We start from the raw sequence: 22,445 nt of genomic DNA, 5'->3' as shown, positions 1-22,445 counted from the left end.
CTTGCTCTTAGCCGGTAACCAGCACCAGGCGCGGCTGCGGTTTGGCAGGTACGATGCCAACTACGGGGTGTTGTTGCAAGGCGACGGCAAGGGTAAGTTTACCTATGTGCCGCCAGGGCAGGCGGGGCTTGCCATCAAAGGCGATGTGCGCAGTGTGCTCCAGCTAAATAATACTTTACTCTTCGGCCTGAACCAACAGCCTCTTAAAGCTTTTAAAATAAGTAAATAATGAAAAAGCTAATCCCATTTTTATTAATTATGCTGTTTTTTGCCTGCAAGCCCGGCAAACCAGAAGCAGATATTAAATTTAACAGCGAGCACATCAGCCAGATTATTTCGGAAATGACTGACCTGATGATAAACGATGTTACCAACCCGCCGCTGGCTGCCCGCTTTTTTTCTTACGCTTGCTTAGCCGGGTACGAGGTAGTGTCGCAGAACGACAGCACTTACAGCAGCATGCATGGCGTATTAAATAAATATCCCCGCATAGAAAAACCACAAGGACTTGTGGGCTATAATTATCAGTTAAGTGCGTTGCTGGCCATGATGGAAACGGCCAAGAAAATGCAGCCATCGGGCTCTTTGCTCGAAAAATACCAACAGCAGTTTCTGGATTCCTGCCGGCAAGAAGGCTTCTCCGAAGAAGTTATGGCAAACTCATTAACTTACGCCCAGGCAATCAGCAAAAATATACTGGCCTACGCCAAAGCCGATAAATATAACCGCATTAGCAATTACCCGCGTTACGCTCCCACTAACCAGGAAGATCATTGGTACCCCACTCCTCCCGGCTTTTTTGCCCCAGTAGAGCCTTACTTTAACACAGTACGGTCTTTTACCCTCGATACCTGCATTCAGTTTAAGCCAGCCCCGCCAGTAGCTTTTTCTAAAGATAAGAACTCCGCCTTTTATAAACTGCTGCACGATGTTTACCAGGAAGGCGCTAACTTACCCAAGGCACACCAAGAAATAGCAGCTTTCTGGGATTGCAACCCGTTTGCCTTACAAGATAATGGTCATTTAATGGTAGGCACGAAAAAAATATCGCCGGGGGCGCATTGGTTGGGTATTACGGCTATTGCTTGTAAGCAGGCCAAAACAGACTTCCCGAAAGCAATGAAAATTAATACGCTAGTCGCTATTTCGCTGATGGACGGGTTTCTTGCCTGCTGGGACGAAAAATTCCGGAGCAACCGGATACGCCCCGAAACTGCTATTCGCCGTTATATAGACCCGAACTGGAAACCTTTGCTGCAAACGCCACCTTTCCCGGAATACCTGAGCGGTCATTCTACTATTTCGGCAGCGGCAGCCGTAATTTTAACCCATTATTTTGGCGATAATTTTAAATACACCGATACCGTAGAAGAGCGTTTTGGTTTGCCCGCCCGAAAATTTAATTCGTTTCAAGAAGCGGCCATTGAAGCCGGCATATCCCGTTTCTATGGCGGCATTCATTTTATGGATGCTATTGATAACGGTCGTGCACAAGGCTTGCAGATTGGCGAGTGGGTATTAAGCAAAGCAGCGCAGAAGCCTCCGGTAATTGCCGCCACCAGTAAAACAGAGTAAATAACGGTATATCACACAAAAAAGCGCTCTTGTTATTATCTGTTACAAGAGCGCTTTTTTATATAGTTTCTCCTCCGGTTAATTCAAAGACAACTAAGTACCGCGTTAATATTCAGCTAACTTTTATTTTCTTCCGTAAGACCAGTATTTAAGAAATCTCTTTACAGAGATTAAACTGGTTCGGAACAAACCATTAAGCAGATGAGTACTTTCCGGCAATATAGTATGGCAGCGGCTTCGGCGGTGGCAATGCAGGCTGCCAAAGAGATGGAAGCGTATTTGCGGAATAAACCAGAAACCATAGAAGTACTGAATGTAGAAGACGAACCCTCCTGCCAAGCCAAAGACATTGACCTTATCTGGACGTATTACCGCTCTGATGGTAATCGGGCCGTAAAAACAATTGAGATTAAAGGCGACCGGTATTACGGAACCGGCAATTATTTTTTGGAAACCATCAGCAACGAAGCTAAAAATACGCCAGGGTGCTTTCTATACACCGCAGCCGATTACGTTTTCTATTATTTCCTGGAGCCAAAAGAGTTGCACATATTGCCCATGCCAACTACCCGCGATTGGTTTCAGCAACATTTACCTGAATTTCCAGAGAAAAAAACATCTACCCCGGTAGGCAAAAACAAATTTTATGTAACAGTTGGGCGGCTGGTTCCCCGGCAACGCATCATAAACGAAGTACCAGGGGTAAGAATAATTAACCTCGCAGCACGTTTAAATATTTGAGTTAAGCGTTACTACTCTACCAGTATAATTTGCAGTTTGCTTACTTCTTCAAGCAGCAACTACTTTCATTTATATTCTCGAAGAAGCGCTTCTATGCAAACCTCAGCCGCAAATTAGTACCTTAACCAATTAGTTTTTTAACTAACCGGCACTTGCCATACCGCATCGTTCGAAATTAATAATTCCGATATTTCGCCGCGGGCCTGGCCATTGGAGTTAATAGCTCGTTTGGCCTTTACCCGATCTACGGTATATTCCTGGTATAAAGCATCAAAAAAACTAACTTCTGCGGGCGAAATGGCCGTATCGGAATTGCTTAAAACAAAATACGCTCCCGTAGCCTGAATAGCATCACAGAACGTTTTAAGCCGAATTTGGTCTTCGTCGTAGAAACCTTCTTTGGCGTAAGTATTAAAAGAGGAGGTATTATTAATAGGTTTATAAGGCGGATCGAGGTAAACCAAAGTATTCTCTTCTACAAAGGCAGCGGTTTGAGTGAAATCGCCGAGCAGAATTTCGGTATGCTGCAAAGCTTCACTATCAGCTAATATTACTTCTTTGTTGCAGATATTTGGTTTTTTATACCGGCCGAAAGGCACATTAAATTCTCCTTTGGCATTAACCCGGTACAAACCATTAAAGCAGGTTTTATTTAAAAACAACAACAAGGCACTTTTCTTTACCGCATCTTCCTGTAGTTGGTTAAACGCTGCCCGAACAGCATAAAAATAGGCTTTTCGCTCAGCTTCAGCAGCATAACTAAAGTAAGTTTCGGATAACGCTGATAGTTGTTCAATTAAAGCCTGCGGCTGATCCCGGATAATTTTATACAGGTTAATTAAATCCGGGTTAATATCGCTAATAATAGCCTGTTTAATATATTGCCGGTAATTACGAAGTAAAAAGAATAAAACGGCGCCGCTGCCAATAAAGGGCTCCAAGTAAATTACCTCGCCCCTGGCTTTTAAGTAAGGTATTATTTTGTGTTCGATGGCTCCTAAAAGCTGGGTTTTACCACCGGCCCATTTCAAGAATGGTTTTACCTGAATATTTTTTTCTTTTGTACCTGCTACCATGTTATTCGCGCTGTTAGCAAAGGTAATAATCAGCAGGCACAGGATTTACTATAAAATATTGCTTCGGGCAAAAAGATTTTTTGATTGGTTTATGGCTTTTTAAAATCCCAAACACGGTTTAATTATTTAACCCTTAGTTTACAGCACTAAGTTTAACCCAATAAAAAACAGGAACTGCACGCCCAGCACAAAAGGCGCTAAAGCATTTTGCTTCTGAAACCTGGATTTCTGAAAAAGCAAGTGAAGCACAAAGGCTACCCCCAGCCACCCCAGGTAATTACTAACCGGAATACGGTAATCGGCCCAGGTCCAATAATCAAGTACAGCGGTTACGGGTTCAATCAGCATATCCAGCAGTACCATGAGGGCGGCCGCCGCGAAAGCTTTTAATAACCAATGCCAAGACAATTTTTGCACCAGTATACCGGTACTGTAAACCAATAAAAGCCAGTTAAGCGCAATAATTAAAGGTATTTCCCACAATTTATACCCCAGGCCCTGTCCATAATCGTAATCTCCGAACAGCAAGCCCGTATGCACCCCAATTACTTCCGAGAAAAAACCAACCAGCAAAACAATTACCGCAAACACCGCAAAAGCAATATTCCAGGTTTTATGGAAGCTGAACAATAAAAAATTGGTTAGCAATAAATTAAGCGCCGATAATTCCCGGAACCAGGCTGGGTTGGCGCTGAAAGCTAACCCATAAAAACCAACTATATGAAAAACAACTAATACAAAAACGGCTAAAGCTACTTTTTTATCTTTCATGCAGAATTGGGGTTGGGCGCTAAATCGCTTACTATTTTGGCCGAAAGCAAACATAACGGAATGCCCCCGCCCGGATGCACGCTGCCGCCGCAAAAATATAAGCCTTTAACTTTTGATGTAAAATTAGGATGCCGTAAAAAAGCCGCCATCCGGTTGTTAGAAGAACTACCGTACAAAGCTCCGGCGAACGAAGACGTATCAGCCTCAATACCCACCGGGTCCCACACGCGTTCGGTAACAATTAAACTACTTAAATCTACCGCCAAAACTTTAGAAAGCTTCTGAATAATTGTTTCACGTGCAACCCGGATGAGGTTTTGCCAGTCCTGGCCAGCATTGTGCGGCACGTTAACCATCACAAACCAGTTTTCGCAACCCGGCGGCGCATCGGTAGGGGTATATTTAGAAGTAATATTTACATAAACCGTGGGGTCCGGGCTAATATTTTTCTCCTGAAAAATGTGCCGAAACTCCTGTTGGTAATCTTGGCTAAAGAAAATATTATGCAGGTGCAACTCCGGAAAACTATGCCGGATGCCCCAGTAATAAATTAGCGCCGAACTGGACCGAGGCTGCTGCAAAGTTTTTTCGGGCGCTTTGATTTGGGGCAATAAACGGCGGTACGTGGGCACCACATCCATATTACTCACTACCAAATCAGCGTAAAATACTTCAGCCGTTGTCCGGACGCCCGTAACTTTATGGTTCTCCGTAATTATTTCGGTTACCGGTAAATTATATTTAAAACGCACTCCTAGTTCTTCGGCTAACTTAACCAAACTTTGCGCAATGGCATAAATACCACCTTCGGGATAGAAAGCACCTATATTGTGTTCCAGGTGCGGAATCAGGTTTAAAGTGGCCGGTGCTTGGTAAGGGTCCGAGCCATTGTAAGTAGCAAACCTATCGAGTAGTTGTACTAATCGGGTATCTGAAAAAGCTTGCGCATTGGCGGCGTGCATGGTTGTAGTCAGCCCCAAAGCAGGCAAAGCGGGCAAGGTTTTTAGGATATCCGGACTTAGGTAAGTGCTTACTTTATGCAACGACTTGTGCAAAAAAGTAGCCGCGGTAGCTTCGTAAATTTGGGCGCTCTTCGCTAAATATTCTTTTACCCGGGCGGCCGGTACGCCTAACTTTTCTTCTACTTCAGCGGCAAATTTTTCGGGTTCGCGGTAAGCTGTTAAGCGGGTACCATCGGTAAAAAAATATTGGGTAATAATATTTAAACGCTGGTACCGGAAATAATCGTGCGGGTTTTTACCGGCTAAAGAGAATAATTCGTCTACCAATTGGGGCATGGTAAACAGCGATGGCCCGGTATCGAAACGGTAGCCATCCTGCACAAACTCCTTCATTTTGCCGCCATAAGTTGCGCTGGCTTCAAACACGGTTACGTTATAACCTTTTACTGCCAGCCGGATGGCCGAAGCAATGCCGCCAATACCCGCCCCAATAATAGCTGCTTTTTTCACAGAGTTAAACTACAGAAATTTTAGTATTGGTGAGATAACCACAAAAAGATTAAATGGTTTTGGCTTTGCTTTTTCTTTAACCTGAATAAATTATTATATTAATGAGCCAGAATATGTTATACCTCCAAAAAACACCTTATGAAAAAACATTTACTCCTTTTATGGTGCCTGGTCCTGGGCCTGACTTACCACAGCAGCGTGGCCCAGACAAACCAAACTGCGCCGGAATTAAACATACGGCAGCCTAAGTTTAGCTTCAAAAAATTAACGTTTAAGTCGGTGGAGAGCGGCGTCCGGAAAATATATACGCATATAAAATTTAAAGAACTCACCCAGCAGCACCACCAGGTTGCCATACTGCCCATCGAAATAATTATTGATCAGGACGACGTAGACCAAAGCCCAGCGCAGGATTTAAATTACCGCGCTTTTGTAGAGGCTAAAAATGCGTACCCCATTATGTTTGCTTCGTTGCAAAAAGAAAAATTCTTTCATCATTACAACATAAATTTTCAGGATATATCGGTAACGCAACAAATTCTGTTGGAAAATAACTTTACCCCCGAGCAACTGAAAATAACTTCGCCTACTAAACTGGCAACTTTGCTGGGCGTAGATGCCATTATTACCTGCAGCATTGTACGCGACGAAAAATTGGTAAGCGAAGCCAAAACATTCGAGAACTTGCGCCGCTCGAAACGGTTAGTAGGCCCTAGTGCCGGTACCGCTACTGTAAATATTTACGATGGTAAAAACGACGAATTACTTTGGCAATTTGAGCGCCTCCTAACCGCCGGCTTAGGTAATAATATGCACGAAACTATTCTGAATTTAAGTAACCGCATGGCCATGGCTTTCCCGTATTTTAAACCGCTGTAAGGTTTATACCAAATAATACAGCTTTACCTTTAATATTTCGAATAACGCACTAGCCACCTGAATTTGCGATTGCATATTATTGCCTAAATTTACCCCCGTACTTACTTTTACACCAAATGACTTTAGAAGATTTTAAAGCCACCCTGGCCCAAGACACGCCACCAAAAGGGTTAAGCAAAGAACTACAGGCGCTGTGGTACGACGGTAAAGGCAACTGGCACCAATCGCACGAAATAATTCAGGAAGTAAATACGCCTACGCATTGCTTAATTCACGCGTACTTGCACCGCAAAGAAGGCGATAACTGGAATGCCAATTATTGGTACAATAAAGCCGGGCGCAAAATGCCAAAAGAATCGTTAGCGGCAGAATGGGAAAATATTTCCCGCGAAATGCTGGATAAATAATTTTATTTGAAATAGCGCCGGTAAATAGGTTTCCGGAAGCTGAATTGCGCCCACATTACCGGGTAAAGCAGCCAATCGAATAGCCAGAAAACCGTACGGTACTGAATTAAATCGCTAATGATGGCGCCGCCGGCCGGATTTTTTTTAACTAAATGCTGATGCCGCCAATATTTTAAAGGCCAGGGTAATTGTTGTCCCATATCCACGAAATAGGCTTCGTGGTCCGTTATTTTGCTTTCCGTAATCAGGCTGGTCCAGGTTTGGCGGAATAAACCAAAATTTAATTCAACCGCTACTGTATCGCCGGGCTGGCTGCCATCAAATCGAAGCAGTTTAAATTCCGGGAATGGTGGAGCTAACGCCAGAAATAATTGCTGGTTAAATTTATGGTAAACCGAAAGATAATCTTGTTTTACCTCGGTGTGAATAGCGATTCGCAAAGCAGCGTTTACTTTATTTTCTTAACCAACAGCTTTAAAGATAAAAGGTTATTTGTCAGGAGAGATATTCCTAAATTAATACCCCCTACTGACGAATATTATCTCGAATGCAACGCCAGCTGCTAACCGTTATTTACTCCTACGACAGCAGATTCTCGATATCAGCTTTAGTTAAATTTTTGATTACACTTTCATCCGTCGAAATCAGGTCGGTTACGAGTTGGAGCTTTTTGTTTTGCAGCGCCAATATTTTCTCTTCTACCGTATCTTTCGAAATAAATTTGTAGGTAAAAACGGTATTCTGCTGGCCAATGCGGTGCGCGCGGTCCACGGCCTGCGCTTCAATAGCCGGGTTCCACCATGGGTCCAGGATAAACACGTAGTCGGCGGCGGTTAAGTTAAGCCCTACCCCACCCGCTTTCAGCGAGATCAGGAATACCCGGATGCTTTCGTCGGTCTGGAACCGGTCTACTTGCTGTTGCCGGTTTTTGGTGTTGCCATCCAGGTACGTATAAGTAATATGGCGCTCATCCAGGGCAGCCCGCACAATATCTAAATGCTTTACAAACTGGCTAAACACTAAAACTTTGTGCCCCTTCCCTACCACATTCCGGATCATGCGCAATATTTCCTTCATCTTACCCGATTCACCTTCGTAAGCGGTATCGGCCAGACGCGGGTGGTTAGCAATCTGGCGGAGTTTCATCAGGCCCTGCAACAGCATAAACTGGGTATTTACCATGCCCTGCTCTTCCAAACCTTTTAATATTTTATTTCGATAAAAAGATTTGGTTTCTTCGTAAGCTTTCTCCTGCTCCTCAGTCATTTTGCAGTAGGTTAGCTGCTCTATTTTTTCGGGCAGTTCTTTGGCTACCTGCGATTTATGTCGGCGCAGAATAAATGGTTTTATTAAAGAATGAAGCTTCTTGGTTTTAACCTCGTCTTTTTCTTTTTCAATTGGTTTTAAAAATTCTTCTTTAAAGAAACTTTGGTTGCCCAACAAGCCCGGGTTAATAAACGACATCTGCGACCATAAATCCATGGTGCTGTTTTCTACGGGCGTACCAGTCAGGATAAGTTTGTGTTTTGATTTAAGCTCCCGGACCGCCAACGATGTGTTAGAACTTGGATTTTTAATCGACTGCGACTCATCCAGAATAATATAATCAAATAAATATCCTTTCAGGAGTTCTTTATCCAGCCGAACGATTCCGTAAGAGGTTAAAATTAAGTCGTAGTGTTTAAACTGTGAAACCGTTTTTTCGCGGTACGTGCCGGTATAGTTTAAAATGCGTAAACCCGGTGTAAAGCGTTGCGCTTCGTTTGCCCAGTTATAAATAAGGGAGGTAGGCATTACCAGCAAAGAGGCACTCTGGGCACCGTTTTCTTTCTGAAACTGTAGCATGGCCAAGGTTTGCACCGTTTTACCCAAACCCATATCATCGGCGAGGCAACCGCCAAACTTATAATCTTTTACAAAGTGCAGCCAGTTATAGCCGGCTTTTTGGTAAGGCCGCAGTTCGCCTTTAAAGCCAACCGGCATGGGCTTATCTTCTATGGTTTCGAACTCGCGCAGTTTTTCCAGCTTGCGGCTCATGGTTACTACCGCAAGGTTACCGTTTTGCAACTCGTTTACCAGCGCCATATGGTGCTTGCGCAACGTTAGTTCGGTATCGTCGCCGTCCGAAAAAGCAAACAACTCAATATATTGCGTAAACCATTCTTCCGGAATAATCGCGATTTGGCCGTTGGGCAGCTTATACTCGTTTTTACGATTAAGAATATATGGCTTCAGCTTAATAAATGGCACTTCAAACTCACCAAAATGGACCGTACCATAAATATCAAACCAATCGGTGTTTTCGCGAATGCCCACACTTACTTTTACTTCGCCAATGAAATAATTTTTAGCAGCACCGTTAAGCTGCTTAATGGTAAAGCCCTGCTCCTGTAAATTTTGGGCGTGGGCAGCTAGCCAGGCAAAAGCTAAAGTTTTATCTAAATAGGCTTTGCCGTTTTTAACTTCCAGCTCGCGCTTGTTCAGTTCTTTAATAAATTCTTTTTCGTGGTCAATGTCGCGGATAAGCCGGTGAAACACGTAAGATTCCGGGGTTTTCTCCAGGCTAACGCTAACCCGTTTAATATCTTGCGTAGAAACGGTGTGCTCGCCGTACTTAAACGATAAGTGAAATAATATTTTGCCGCCACCATTATTTTTGTTCAGGCCATTGCCATTCAGGTGGCCGTTGCCGTTTACAAAAAGCTGCGGGGTATTTTCATTTTCAGCAATTTCCGAAAAAGTTAAGTGGGCGCTGGGCACGTATTTCTCTGACCGGATTTCGAAGCCTTTGGGATATACATCAAACTGCTCTACCAGCGGCGCTACAAACTTTTCGTAGTAAGCTTCTTCTACCTTGCGGGGGATTAAAATAAATTTTTTGTTCAGGAAAGGCTGCAGCTTTTTGCCGTCTACATCTTTCTGAAAACTGTACAATACACCATTCAACAGCAGCCAGGCCGGTTCGTTGCACACCAGCACACCATCTTTGTATTGAAATTCCAGCTTTTCGCCGGCGTATTTAATCGTAGGAAAATAATGCGTGTTTTCTTCGTTGCGCCGGAAATGAAATAAAATGCTGGCTTTTTCTGAGGCTAGTTTAATTTCTTTCCAGGTGGGCTCGCCGTCTTTGCCCATAATAAACACCTGCTTATTGTGGCGCAGCAGATCTAATATTTTGGCCATACGGCCTTGCACAAACCGGCAAATGGTATCTTGCAACACTTTGTCGCCTTTTTCGGGGTCAAAGGTTTTCAGAAAGAAATCGGCAACGGTGGTTTTCTTTACCGCAAATTTCTTCATTACGGCTTCCTGCTGAATCTGCTCAATTAAGCTAATAAGCTTATAATCAACAGCATCCAACCTCGACGAAAATTCATCGGCATTTTTAGGCGAAATATTCTGGTGCTGTAGGGTAAGTTGTCCTTTGGTGTTTACCTGCACTACAAAAGATTCGAACAAATACCCCAGGTATTCGTGCGCAAACAGCGAATAAATAACTACAAAAGGCTGCGTCGTGAATACCTTCATGATTTTCCAAAGTATCAGACCTCCAAATTAACATTTTTCTTTAAACCAAAGGCTTTTTACCAATTATTTTTTTGTAAAACCTAACTTTTACTTCAGTTTTTGAAACACAAAATAGCAAATATTGAATATTTATTAAGACATAAGATTTGCCTCAACTTTCAGGGGAGTTGCACAATTAAAATATTCGTTGGATTTTACAACGTGGTTTTGGGGTCTACGGAAGCGGCCTTAATGGCCGGACGAATAGAAACCAGTAAGGTTATAATAATAATGGTGAGCCCTGTGAGCAAAAAGTCTACTAAATGCATTTTTACCGGGTAAGCATCTACGAGTGCTGTGGCCATGCCCATAGAAATAATGCCGTAGGTTTGCTGTACCCAACAAACAATAAAACCGGCCAATAAGCCCGTAATAGCCCCAATTATTGCCACTAAACCGCCTTCGGCTAAAAATATATTCCGGATTATTTTAGGGCTGGCTCCCATGGCTGTTAAAATAGCAATATCTTTTTTCTTATCAATTACCAGCATCGAAAGCGAAAAAAAGATATTAATAGAGGCTATCAGTAAAATAAAGGCAAACGTTAGGAAAACAAACATCTTCTCTACTTTTACCGCCCGCAGCAAACTTACGTGTTGTTCATCGCTATCCAGTACGTTAAAGTCTGAGCCCAACACTTCTTTTAGCCGTTTCTGCACCCTACTCACCGATTCGCCGGAAACCACTTTTATTTCGAGGGAGGTTCGCCGGGCGCCGTAATCCATTAGGTCGCGGGCAAAATTTAAAGGCACAAAAACATAATTATCGTCGTACTGCTTTTCTATCACAAACACCCCTCCTACCATAATCGATTTCTCGTTAAAAGCATCTTCGGGGTCGAGCGATAAAGCAACGTTCTTCTTGTTTTTGGGGTAAAGCAGGTGCATGGGAATAATGGCGTTTTGCACCCTGATAGAAAGTTCGTATTGCACACCCCGCCCAATTAAAGCATAATTATAGCCATTGCGCCGCAACCGGTAATCGCCTTCTATTACCGATGAATCTATTTTATTTTGCCCGAAAAAATTATTGGTTACGCCTTTTAGCTTAATTACTTTCTGCCGGTTTTCGTAGCGGAGCAGCGCATTATCTTCTATTACTTCGGTCAGGAGCTCTACGCCGGGCGTTTTGCGGAGACGTTCCAGAAAAGCAGCATCTGTTTCAAACGACTTGCCTTTTACCGCCGTTACACGCAAATCAGGATCGAAGCTGCCGTAAATACTCCGGATTAAATCTTCGAGGCCATTAAACACCGATAGCACAATAATGAGCGCCGCCGAGCCAACAGCTACCCCAATCATGGAAATATTGGAAATAATGCTGATAATATTCCTTTTCTTTTTCGAACGGAAATAACGTTTGGCTATCAGAAGCGGAACATTCATCTTTTTATTGTTGAATTGCTTAATGGTTAAATTGTTGTGAGCTTAACGGCAAAATATTAGCTTAGTTAATGCTCATGCTAAAAGAAGATAATATTCCTTAAAAAATTACTTATTACAATCAACAATTTAACAATGCAACAATTAATTTACTTCCAGGCTTTTACAATTAAGCCGGTGCCGGTTGGGTGCGTTTGGTTAGCATCCAGGTAGTTTAGCACCAAGCAAAACGGAAAAGTAATTAAATAATAAAACGGCAGCAGCAGGAAAAAAGCTTTTGATTTGCCTAGCATTAGAATGGGGTATTTCATAGATAAGCGCCAGGAAATCTGGCCCGGCTTGCCGTACGAATAGCGCGCCGCTATTTTGGAGAAACCAGCTAACTTTAACTTATCCTGAATTTCGTTGATGTTGTAGCCATCACGCACGTGTTCTTCTATAAAAGAGCTTTCCTCGTCGCCGTGTACATCCGAGCCGCCCTGATCTGAGGGCGTGGAAATCAGCAGCATGCCGCCCGGCCGCAAAGAAGCATGAATATTACGAAAAACTTCCACATCTTCCAGAATATGCTCCATTACATCTACCGAAAGCGCCAAATCATAAGCGTTGGGCTGGCGGTACGTTACCAAATCGCCTACCGAAAATCTTACCTGCCGGCCGCGCCCAATCTGGGCAAAAAAATGGTTACTGTCGGCAATTTGTTCTTCTTTTACATCTACAGCGGTTATTTTCCAGGCGGTGCTCAGGCCCGATAAATAATAGGTATACTGGCCATAACCAGAACCGGCATCTAATATATGCTGAGCTTTATCTTTTTTACCCTGGGCCCAGGTCCGCAGCTCTTTATGCACGTGCCAGGTGCGCAGCAATAATAAATCGAGCAGGTTATAAAACAGGCGCCGCAGAAAAGGTGTTTTCTTAAACGTATCGCCTAATACGCGTTTAATCGGGTCGTATTGCATTTAAAATAATATATTAGCGGGTACTTTCATCCTCGGTGTCGTCCTCCTCGCTGGGCGGCGGTATATCTAAACCCGAAATAATTTTATCCATGTGCGCGGCGTATTCGGCACTGTCATCGAGGTAAAATATTAATTCGGGAATTACCCGCACCTGGTTTTTTATGCGTTGGGCCAGCGCGTGCCGAATGGCTTTGGTATTGGTTCTGATTACCTGCAATACCTCCTGCTGGTTATTGGCCAGTAACAAACTCAGGTAAATTTTAGCTACGCCCAAATCCGGCGATACCCGCACCTGGGTAATAGATACATAAGCGCCATTAAATAAATGCGAAACATCGCGCTGAAATACTTCGGCTAATTCTTTTTGTAATACCCGGCTAAACTTTTGTTGTCGTTTACTTTCCATAGAAGCTGCAAATATCATATTATTTTCCCATTTTTACCTCTTTTATCCGGCTTTAGTTATGAGTTGGCCACTACCCTGCTGCTACTTGGGCTTATTCTGTACAAAGTCTGGTTGCTGGTTGGGTTTAGGTTGGCTTGTAACAAAAGCGCCAAATATTTCGGCTCCTTGATAAGTTATTTTAAAGGCATATTACTTTCGCGGCTTCTGGTGTTAATCCTGCTGTTTCTGGCCATCCGGATTCCGCTCATATTATTTAATTTTCCGGTTTCGCTATCCGAACTGAAGTACATGATTTTGGGCGAACGCCTGGCGGCTGGCGCTACTTTATACCGCGATGTGTACGACAATACGGCCCCGCTGGCAGCTATTATTTACCAATTGCTAGATGTAGTTTTTGGCCGGAATATTCTGGTTTACCGGTTATTGGCATCGGCAATTATATTCTTACAAGGCATGCGCCTGAATTCTATCTTGAACCAGAACGGAATTTTTGCGGAAAAAAGCTTTTTACCAGCCCTCCTCTACTTTGTGTTTGGCAGTATATTTTTTGAGTTCGATATGCTGTCGCCGTTATTGGTGGGATTAACTTTTTTAATATTTGCGCTTAATTATTTAATTGTACCGTCTAAAGAAGGCAGCAGCAATCCCAAACTATTTAAAGCGGGCTTTTTAATTGGGCTGGCGGCTCTTTGTTATTTGCCCTTAATGCTTTTTCTGCTTTGGGCTTTTATGGCGCTTATTTATTTTGCCTTTAATGCGTTCCGGAGTTCGCTGCTATTACTCTGCGGCTTTTTATTTCCGTACGCAGTGGCTTATACCTTTTTCCTGTACGCCGATTCGCTGCCCAACTTTGTGCAGTTTAATTTGCTTTCGGCCTGGAGTTTATACATTAATATGTTATTAGCGCCGCTGGATCTAATAAAAATTCTGGCTATACCGGTGCTGTTTTTAAGCTTTTCGGTATTTCACGCTATTATCAATGCCCCTACCCTTAATTACCAGCTTAAATTCTTACAATTAATGTTGTGGTGGGTTTTCGTTGCGGTGCTCGTTACCCTGGCCGGACAAACCATTTCGGCGGTTTCGTGGCTGTTGTTTTTACCGGCGGCAGCTTATTTTGGCACCTATCTTTTTCTGCGCTCCGGCCGCTTATGGATTACCGAGCCTTTTTTTCTGGTGCTGTTGGGCAGCCTCCTGGTTATTCGGTATAACTTTTTATTGCCCTCCATGCCTTATACCAAAATAAATATTTCGCACCTGTTGTTACAACCCAATGCTAAATATAGGGCGGTACAAAATGCGCACGTGCTGGTTCTGGGCAATAACTTAAATTATTACGCTTACAACCAATCGGCTACGCCTTACTTAAACTGGCAATTAGCTAAACAAGATTTCGGGCAGCTTAATACGTATTACGGAATATTTAAAATCCGAAGAAACATAACGGTTTCGGAACCAGATTATATTATAGACGAAGTTGGCTTAATGCAGGAACTGACCTACAAAATTCCGGATTTATTTTCGCGCTACGAAAAAATTGGACAAGACGGAATTTATAAACGGGTGCGGTAAAGGAGAAATAAAAGAGGCGCAATATTTTTCGGTAAAAGAAAATATTGCGCCTTTATCTTTATTCAGGCTATTGTATTAGCAAGGAATTTTATTTACCCGGGTAGCATGGCGGCCACCTTCAAAATTGGTATTTAAAAATATATTTACCATTTCGCTAGCTACCTCTTCTGATACAAACCGGGCCGGAATGCACAATACATTGGCGTTGTTGTGCTCGCGGGCTAATTTGGCTATTTCTGGTACCCAACACAATGCGGCCCGTACTTTAGGGTGTTTATTGGCAGTTATAGCCACGCCGTTGCCGCTGCCGCACACCAGAATAGCCGTATCAAATTCGCCGTTATCAATGGCCGAAGCCAACGGATGAACATAATCCGGATAATCTACCGAAGCATCGGACCCCGGACCGAAATCCTGCACTTCGTAGCCATTGCGCTGCAACTGGTCTATTAAAAAGCTTTTATAGGTATAACCGGCATGATCGCCCCCAATCGCTATTTTCCGGGCCATACTTTTAGTTTTATTTTAAGTTAAATATTTATTCTTAGCCGTTAATACTGGCGTAATTTCTTTTCGATTATTTAAATCTGATGTTCCACAAAAATTAAAACAATTCACGCAGAAGTCCTTTCCTATCACTTCTGCTATTCTGCAGAATTCGCAAAATTCCAAAAGAATCTTATCGGCTACCTGCTCATAAGATTCTTTCAGAATGACAGGGGTGAGTAGACTTTAGTCCTGTATTTTATGCTTTTTTGCGTTACAGCAGTTAAACTTAATAATTAATCAGGTTTTACCCGTTAACGGCTGCTATTTCTTACCTAAACGCTGCTCTTAATTTAATCAGTCTGTTGGTTTAAGCGTTTTAAGGTGCTGCGTTGTACCCCCTTGGCAATCAGAATACTTACCTCGTATAACCCAATTAGCGGTAAAGCAAAAATGGTCATACTTAATACGTCGGGCGGCGAAATTAAAGCCGCTATTATCAGAATTACCACAATGGCATGGCGCCGGTATAACCGCATTAATTCCGGCGAAGCAATGCCGGCTTTGGCCAGGAAAAACACAATCATGGGCAACTCAAACATAATACCGCAAGCCAGCGTCATACGCGTGAGGGTACCAATGTAAGACGATAAATCGAACTCATTCAGAATAGATGGATCTACCGTGTAAGAAGCAAGAAAGTTAATGGATAGGGGAGCAGCAATAAAATACCCAAACAGCACCCCGGTTATAAACAGAATGGTTACAAAAAACACGGCACCCCGCGAATTTTTACGTTCGTTGGGATAAAGGCCCGGTTCAATGAAACGCCAGATTTCCCAGAAAGCGTACGGGAAAGCCAATATTAACCCAATAATTAAGGAAACGGTAATGTGGGTAGTAAACTGACTGCTCATTTCCCGCGATTGCAGGGTAAACGGAATTTTATCGATGCATAAACCTTTATTACCCAAATAATTACCTAAATCGCATAGTTTGCGATAGGTATAGAAATCGGGGCGGGAAGGGCCCAGGATCATATAATGGAAAACAAAGGTTTTGGCCATAAAGGCGCCAACCGCAAAAACTACTATCGACGCTAATGCCCGTAAAATATGCCACCGGAGTTCTTCCAGGTGGTCAATAAACGACATTTCGTGCTCGCCGGTTAATTCCTCTTCTTCCGCCACGGGTGCCTGATTCTGCTTTTAAATATTAACTAAATAAAGGAAAATTCTTCATCCAGTTATTAATTTCACCTTTAACAGCCGAAATCTTGGACTCATTTTCGTGGTTTTGCAGCACGTCATCAATTAGGGTAACCACCCGCTCCATATCTGCTTCTTTTAAGCCCCGCGTAGTAATAGCCGCTGAGCCAATGCGCATACCGGAAGTTACAAACGGCGATTTATCATCGAACGGCACCATGTTCTTGTTAATGGTAATATCGGCTTTAATTAATGTATTTTCGGCTTGCTTACCCGAGAGGTTTTTCGAGCGCAAATCAATCAGCATTAAATGGTTATCGGTGCCGCCCGAAATAATATTGTAACCGCGGTCGGTGAAGCCTTTGGCCAGCGCCTTGGCATTTTTCTGCACCTGAATAATGTAGTTTAAATAATCATCAGATAAAGCCTCGAAGAACGAAACCGCTTTAGAAGCAATTACGTGCTCTAAAGGTCCGCCCTGGGTACCCGGGAAAACCGCCATATCCAGCACCGATGACATCAGGCGAAGCTCACCTTTGGGAGTTTTCAGGCCAAACGGGTTTTCGAAATCCTGGGCCAGCATTATCATACCACCCCGCGGGCCACGCAGCGTTTTGTGGGTAGTTGTAGTTATAATATGGCAATATTCAAAGGGGTCGTTTAATAAGCCCCGGGCAATTAAGCCCGCAGGGTGGGAGATATCGGCCATTAACAAGGCACCTACTTCGTCGGCAGCGGCCCGTAAGGCTTCGTAATTCCAGTCGCGGGAATAAGCCGAGGCTCCGCAAATAATTAACTTTGGTTTTTCGCGGCGGGCAATATCCGCTACTTTTTCCCAGTCTATCAATCCGGTATCGGGCTCTACGCCGTAAAATACCGGCTGGTACAGTTTACCCGAAAAATTAACCGGCGAGCCGTGGGTTAAGTGGCCACCATGCGCTAAATCGAAACCTAATATTTTATCGCCGGGGTTTAATACTGCCAGCATAACAGCAGCATTGGCTTGGGCGCCTGAGTGCGGCTGCACGTTTACCCACGCCGCGTTAAATAATTCCTTGGCCCGGTCGATGGCTAATTGCTCTGCCTGGTCTACAATTTCGCAGCCTCCGTAATACCGTTTGCCCGGTAATCCTTCGGCGTACTTATTGGTTAGTTCGCTGCCCATGGCCTGCATTACTTGTTCCGAAACAAAGTTTTCGGACGCAATCAGTTCCAAACCATGCATCTGGCGCTCTTTTTCCTGGCGGATTAAATCAAATATTAGGCTGTCTTTTTGCATTTTACTAGTTATAATAGGGCGCAAAATTAAGGTAAGAACTTTAATAAACCAATTGCTTTTATGCTTTAAGTAAATATCTTTTAAGATAGTTACCCAGACATAGCTACCGGCAGGAGAGGAGGCTGAAAATTTATTCCTTTTGCGGTCAATAAAAACAAATAAGAAATATTTACCAATAAAGAATATTCTGAAGACTCGCGTTAATTAAGACAGGAGAGGAGTAACCTAAAAACCGGGACAAAATTTATGTTCTTTATTAGTCTAATAGTTCTAACGTGTTGCTAATTTATTTCTCTTGCTTTACAAAAGTTTTTTGATGCAGAGCCTAGAAAGAAGTAAAACCAGAAGCAAATAAAAAAGGAGGCCTAAGTAGAGCCTCCTTTTTATAATTATGCCTATTACGCTGCGTAATAATTACCGAACTATTACTTTGGCGGTTTGGGTTTGATTGTTTTGCAAATCGGAGCAACGTATTATGCACAAGCCTTTTACTTTAGCTGTAATCCGAATTGGAATAAATAACTCCTGAACATTGGTTTTTAATTCAATGGGCAACTGGTAAAGCAAACGGCCCTGCATGTCGATAACCTCAATCAGGTAGTGCTGTTTGGCATTGCCGGTTAACCAAATATGCAGTTCTTCCTGGTTACTTAACGGATTCGGGAACACGTTCATATTAAAAGCCGGTGCCGTGCGAACTGATTTACTTATAATGCCGGTGTAAGTAAATTTCTCATCTAAATCAACTTGTTTCAGGCGATAATATACGGTGCCGGCCAGCACGTTTTTATCGGTATAAGTATAAGATTTAATTTGTTTGCTGTTGCCGGCGGCTTGCACCTGCGCTATTTTTTCAAAATTACGGCCATCGGTAGAGCGTTCCACGATATAATAATCGCTGTTGTGCTCGGTGGCCGTTTCCCAGCTTAGTACTACCTGCCCATTAACTACAGTAGCTTTCCAGGTAATGAGTGTAACAGGCAAAGGTTTAAAAATGGCTTCTTCGCCGCATTGCGTTACATTACCATCGTCTGGGTCGGTATCAAAAGTACCCCATTCGATTAAACCATAATTGTTATCTACAAAGTTTTTACCTGCTTCCCGGCTGCTATCACAAATATCAATACCGCCTTTTATAACCGCGCCTTTTGCATTTTCAGATATTCCGGCAATGGCAAAGCTTCCTAAATCACCATCAATCAGGGCTTTGTTATAAAAATCGGTAACGGTAGCTACGCCAAAGAAATTTGTAAAATGCCCCTCAATATTGTTGGTAAACTTGCCATTAACTACCAGGCTTCCAATGCCATCCATACCATTATTCAGGAAGATTGCACTGGTAGTTAAATCTCCTTCCACAACCAGTTCGCCGGCGTTCTCAATATTTACTTCGGCTTCGCTGCTAAAATGCTGCGCTATGTTTAAGGCACCATAATTAGTTATAAAATTACTGCCCGACCCTTTTACAACTGTTAAATCTGTTGCTATTTGAATAGTGCCGTTATTCGTTATATTACCTTCATTTACAACCATAGCGTTGCTTACCTGAAGCGTGCCATTATTAGTTACAGTAGCTGCAACATTATCGTCTTCGGTGTTAAGGGTAATTGTGCCCCCAACCTTTACAGTACCTGATGCATTATTGGCAAGCGTTCCGTTTAAGTTAACATCTTCGCTAACGGTAAGTGAACCGCCGTTAATAGTTAAGGTAGTACCGTGGTCGATGGTAATATTTTTGGCTACGGCACTCCCCGATGTTATTACGGGTTTCCGGGTACCGGTAACCGGAATAACCACTTCGGAAGTGCTAACCGGCACCAGATTACACGACCAGTTAGCCGGATTATTCCAATCGGTTGAAACTGTACCCAGCCAGCGGGAAATAATTGTTCCTACCACCACTTCATCGGCCCCAATAACCGGGTTAGCAGCCCGGGTGTCTCCATCAATATCCTGGGTTATGCCGGCAATAGCGGGTCCTTTAACAGGCGTATAGCACGAACTCAAGTGCAAATCGGTAGCCGAAACAAAGCGTGGGTCTTCGCTAACAGCAGCACTTTCCCGGGTTGGTCCTAAACGGGTTTTATAAGCCGAAAGCGTTTGAACCGCATTGGTGCCATCGTAAAATAATAGTTTTTTAGCAGAAGGTGTCCCGGCAAATAACAAGTTGTTGTTAGAAGCAGCCGCAATATTGGTATAAGAAGTACTGCTTTTAAACAGCGCTACTGCCCTGGTACCCGTCGAAACGCTATAATTATTATACAGAATATTGTTGCGCATGTTTACACTGCCGGGTGTGGCGGTAATATATAGCGTAGCCGAAGAGTGTGAAGAAGTAGTAGAAACGCCGCTTAAGTGCAGGCTGTTAAAGAATAAATTAATGGTAGTACCACCTTCTAAACTAATAGCTCGCACCGATGGATTGGCCGCAGAAGCATTAGCCCGCAAATCCGAAACCATATTATTAACCACATTATGGGTACTGCCGCCTTTGGTTAAAATACCATTTACAATGCCGCCGGTACCGGTTGAAGCATTATTAAAATTAGAGATTAGATTATTGTAAATATTGCTGGTGCCGGCATCTACTTCTATGGCCTGAATAGTTGCGGTGCTGGTACTGGTGGCAGTGGCCGTAAAATTAGTAAGGGTGTTAGCATAAATATTGGTGCTGGCCGCAACTTCGGTATGTATGCCTATTAATTTACCGGTGGTACTGGCCGTACTAAAGCCCAATAAATTATTTTCATAAATATCTACGCTGCTATTAGGGCCAATTACGTGTATGCCGGTTATTGCGGTTCCTACGCCCTTGGTAATATTATTATTAAACACTTTAGCTCCTAGCTGCTGCCCCATATGAATGGCTTCGTCGTTGAAGTCTGTCAGGGTATTGCTGAAGGTCTCGCTACCTATTTCGTTGCCGGAATCGTAATAAGTATTATTACCATTTAAATAAACAGCATAGGCCACATTCTGAATAGTATTATTATAAAAACTATTGTAGCTGTTGGCACCAGCGGCCGATGTGGCCGTAGTGTTGTTGGCAAAAATACCGTAAGTAATATTGGTATTGTTTTTATCGAGGGTAATACTGCTGTTGGTAATGGTATTGTACATGCTGCCGTTAGTAGCAGTATTATTAAAATGAATACCATGTTCCATCTTGGTAGTTGCAGTAGTATTGGCTGGGTTATCCTTAAAAGCAATACCATCAAAGGTGATATAATCGCCGGAGTTAATGGTAATAATATTATCCAGAGCGCCCACGCCGCCGGTACCTTGTAATATTGGGTCGGCTGCGCTGCCCGATTTTTCAAATGTAATAGGATTAGCGCTGGTACCGGTGGCCGTAATAGTTAAAGGGGCTTCATTAAATGTTTGACCCGAAGCAACCTGGTAAGTAACCCCACCATTAGCTACTCCATTAGCATTCAGGGCGGCTATAGCAGCACTAAAAGAAGTAAAGTTGCGGGAACCCGTACCGGTTTTGTTAATGGTATACACATTAAATAAAGGCGCTTCTATTGTTCGGGCTCCGGTTGGAGCAGTAGTAGAAGGTGTACGGGTAACGCCAGCTATAATAAGCGAAGTACATCTGGCATCTACCAGGTTACCTGCCACCGCAGTAGCCGGAATATCATAAGTAAGCCAAAAATAATTAGTGCCCGCTACTAAAGCGCGGGTACCAGTAACCGAAAAACTACCATTAGGAGCTGCCACTACCGTACCAAACTGATTAGTAGCAGCAAACGTAGCAGAAGTGCCGGTGTAAAAAATACGGGCATTGCTTATATCTGCGGCACGCGTAGTTCCCAGCGTACTTAAGTTAAACCGCGAAACACTTAGTGCATTCGTAGAGCCGGAAGTAACAATCCGGATGCCAATTACCTGTTGGTTAATAGACCCGGATAATACCTTAGTTGTATTCTGAGTTACGGTACTGGATGAGTAAGTCATCTGCGCACTGGCAATTAGTGGGGTAAGTAGCAGCAGTATAACCAGCAACGGTAATAGCTTTTTCTTGTAAAAATTAATCATATGCGTTCAAGTAATTAATAAAAGGAAATATTTTTATAGATTTTTAATGGTGGAATAACTTTACCAGGAGAGATATTAAAATTATAAATATTACTACTACAAGCAGCCGAAAATATTAATCAATATAAGTATAGCACTTGCATTTATATTATATAGCATTCTTAACACACCACCAACTCCTATACAACCAAAATATAACTCTACAATTATAGCTGATTTAATATATAAAAAATTTTATATTCGACGAACACCCGTTTTTACTCGACGAACACAGTTAAAATCAGATGAAAATGGCTATTTCTTAGGTTAATGCTATTTATAAGGCACCCGAGGATCATTTTGGTTTGCATTAAAAAATTTAACAAAATAAATATCCCCTATGTGACATTATCCCCAATAATTAAAAAACACCTCCTTTCATTTATAACTTTTTTCAAAATAATATTTATTATATATAACAAATCACCCCAAATATTTTGTGATAAATTTAATATTAATGATCGCTTTATAAGTTTAAACAGTAAAATCAACCGAAGAGGCGTTAATATTGCACTATTATTGCTATTGCAATACAACATTAACGTTATTAGAATAGCCGGATTAATTAATTGTTATTTAACT

18 protein-coding genes are annotated in these 22,445 nt (G+C 42.7%); 6 read left to right on the top strand and 12 right to left on the bottom strand.

Going from position 1 to position 22,445, the window contains the following annotated elements; all coding sequences use genetic code 11:
- From F0145_RS26195 to F0145_RS11810, 3 genes are all read left to right on the top strand, one after another.
- Positions 1–229 (top strand): hypothetical protein (locus tag F0145_RS26195; RefSeq protein ID WP_190277533.1); only part of this gene is annotated, 229 nt, incomplete at its 5' end.
- On the top strand, positions 229–1,575 hold the full coding sequence (locus F0145_RS11815) for a vanadium-dependent haloperoxidase (protein WP_150088609.1): 1,347 nt from the start codon (positions 229–231) through the stop codon (positions 1,573–1,575). The genes F0145_RS26195 and F0145_RS11815, both read left to right, overlap by 1 nt.
- A gap of 201 nt (positions 1,576–1,776) precedes the next feature.
- Positions 1,777–2,316 carry a hypothetical protein gene (locus F0145_RS11810; RefSeq protein ID WP_150088608.1) on the top strand — a complete coding sequence of 180 codons (540 nt, stop codon included), beginning with the start codon at positions 1,777–1,779 and terminating at the stop codon, positions 2,314–2,316.
- A 137-nt stretch (positions 2,317–2,453) separates the two neighbouring features.
- Here the strand turns inward: F0145_RS11810 and F0145_RS11805 are convergent, their stop codons facing one another.
- The 3 genes from F0145_RS11805 to crtD form a co-directional block, all read right to left on the bottom strand.
- Entirely contained in the window at positions 2,454–3,392 is a 939-nt protein-coding gene (locus F0145_RS11805; RefSeq protein ID WP_150088607.1) for a DNA adenine methylase, read from the bottom strand.
- 138 nt (positions 3,393–3,530) lie between these two features.
- Positions 3,531–4,163, bottom strand: coding sequence for a carotenoid biosynthesis protein (locus F0145_RS11800; RefSeq protein WP_190277532.1), 633 nt, complete (start codon positions 4,161–4,163; stop codon positions 3,531–3,533).
- A complete protein-coding gene (gene crtD, locus F0145_RS11795; RefSeq protein WP_150088605.1) occupies positions 4,160–5,635 on the bottom strand; it encodes a 1-hydroxycarotenoid 3,4-desaturase CrtD in 1,476 nt (491 codons plus the stop codon). The genes F0145_RS11800 and crtD overlap by 4 nt, the downstream gene beginning before the upstream one ends.
- Before the next feature lie 138 nt (positions 5,636–5,773).
- Here crtD and F0145_RS11790 point away from each other — a divergent pair, with 138 nt between their 5' ends.
- Positions 5,774–6,514, top strand: a complete 741-nt coding sequence (locus tag F0145_RS11790; RefSeq protein WP_150088604.1) for a hypothetical protein — start codon at positions 5,774–5,776, stop codon at positions 6,512–6,514.
- Between the two features lie 116 nt (positions 6,515–6,630).
- Positions 6,631–6,921 carry a hypothetical protein gene (locus F0145_RS11785; protein ID WP_150088603.1) on the top strand — a complete coding sequence of 97 codons (291 nt, stop codon included), beginning with the start codon at positions 6,631–6,633 and terminating at the stop codon, positions 6,919–6,921.
- 2 nt (positions 6,922–6,923) lie between these two features.
- Here F0145_RS11785 and F0145_RS11780 read toward each other — a convergent pair whose 3' ends face one another.
- From F0145_RS11780 to rbfA, 5 genes are all read right to left on the bottom strand, one after another.
- Positions 6,924–7,361, bottom strand: a complete 438-nt coding sequence (locus F0145_RS11780) for an SRPBCC family protein (protein WP_150088602.1) — start codon at positions 7,359–7,361, stop codon at positions 6,924–6,926.
- 139 nt (positions 7,362–7,500) lie between these two features.
- Positions 7,501–10,449 (bottom strand): DEAD/DEAH box helicase, encoded by a 2,949-nt coding sequence (locus F0145_RS11775; protein ID WP_150088601.1) that lies wholly within the window; start codon positions 10,447–10,449, stop codon positions 7,501–7,503.
- A 194-nt stretch (positions 10,450–10,643) separates the two neighbouring features.
- On the bottom strand, positions 10,644–11,873 hold the full coding sequence (locus F0145_RS11770; protein ID WP_150088600.1) for an ABC transporter permease: 1,230 nt from the start codon (positions 11,871–11,873) through the stop codon (positions 10,644–10,646).
- A gap of 146 nt (positions 11,874–12,019) precedes the next feature.
- A complete protein-coding gene (locus F0145_RS11765; protein WP_150088599.1) occupies positions 12,020–12,832 on the bottom strand; it encodes a class I SAM-dependent methyltransferase in 813 nt (270 codons plus the stop codon).
- Between the two features lie 13 nt (positions 12,833–12,845).
- Positions 12,846–13,238 (bottom strand): 30S ribosome-binding factor RbfA, encoded by a 393-nt coding sequence (rbfA, locus tag F0145_RS11760; RefSeq protein ID WP_150088598.1) that lies wholly within the window; start codon positions 13,236–13,238, stop codon positions 12,846–12,848.
- A gap of 165 nt (positions 13,239–13,403) precedes the next feature.
- Here rbfA and F0145_RS11755 point away from each other — a divergent pair, with 165 nt between their 5' ends.
- Positions 13,404–14,810 (top strand): LTA synthase family protein, encoded by a 1,407-nt coding sequence (locus F0145_RS11755; protein ID WP_150088597.1) that lies wholly within the window; start codon positions 13,404–13,406, stop codon positions 14,808–14,810.
- Positions 14,811–14,885: 75 nt separating this feature from the next.
- On the opposite strand, the gene rpiB is transcribed toward F0145_RS11755, so the two are convergent.
- From rpiB to F0145_RS11735, 4 genes are all read right to left on the bottom strand, one after another.
- Entirely contained in the window at positions 14,886–15,320 is a 435-nt protein-coding gene (gene rpiB, locus F0145_RS11750) for a ribose 5-phosphate isomerase B (RefSeq protein WP_150088596.1), read from the bottom strand.
- A gap of 329 nt (positions 15,321–15,649) precedes the next feature.
- Positions 15,650–16,486, bottom strand: coding sequence for a twin-arginine translocase subunit TatC (gene tatC, locus F0145_RS11745; protein ID WP_317133174.1), 837 nt, complete (start codon positions 16,484–16,486; stop codon positions 15,650–15,652).
- A gap of 25 nt (positions 16,487–16,511) precedes the next feature.
- Positions 16,512–17,783, bottom strand: a complete 1,272-nt coding sequence (locus F0145_RS11740; RefSeq protein WP_150088595.1) for a serine hydroxymethyltransferase — start codon at positions 17,781–17,783, stop codon at positions 16,512–16,514.
- 414 nt (positions 17,784–18,197) lie between these two features.
- Complete coding sequence (locus tag F0145_RS11735; protein WP_150088594.1) at positions 18,198–21,824, bottom strand: beta strand repeat-containing protein; 3,627 nt, start codon at positions 21,822–21,824, stop codon at positions 18,198–18,200.
- Positions 21,825–22,445: the final 621 nt, after the last annotated feature.

This window comes from Adhaeribacter rhizoryzae, from assembly GCF_008629685.1.
Classification (GTDB): domain Bacteria; phylum Bacteroidota; class Bacteroidia; order Cytophagales; family Hymenobacteraceae; genus Adhaeribacter; species Adhaeribacter rhizoryzae.
The sequence above is the reverse complement of the archived record's forward strand: the minus strand, read 5'-3'. Positions and strand labels throughout refer to the sequence as shown.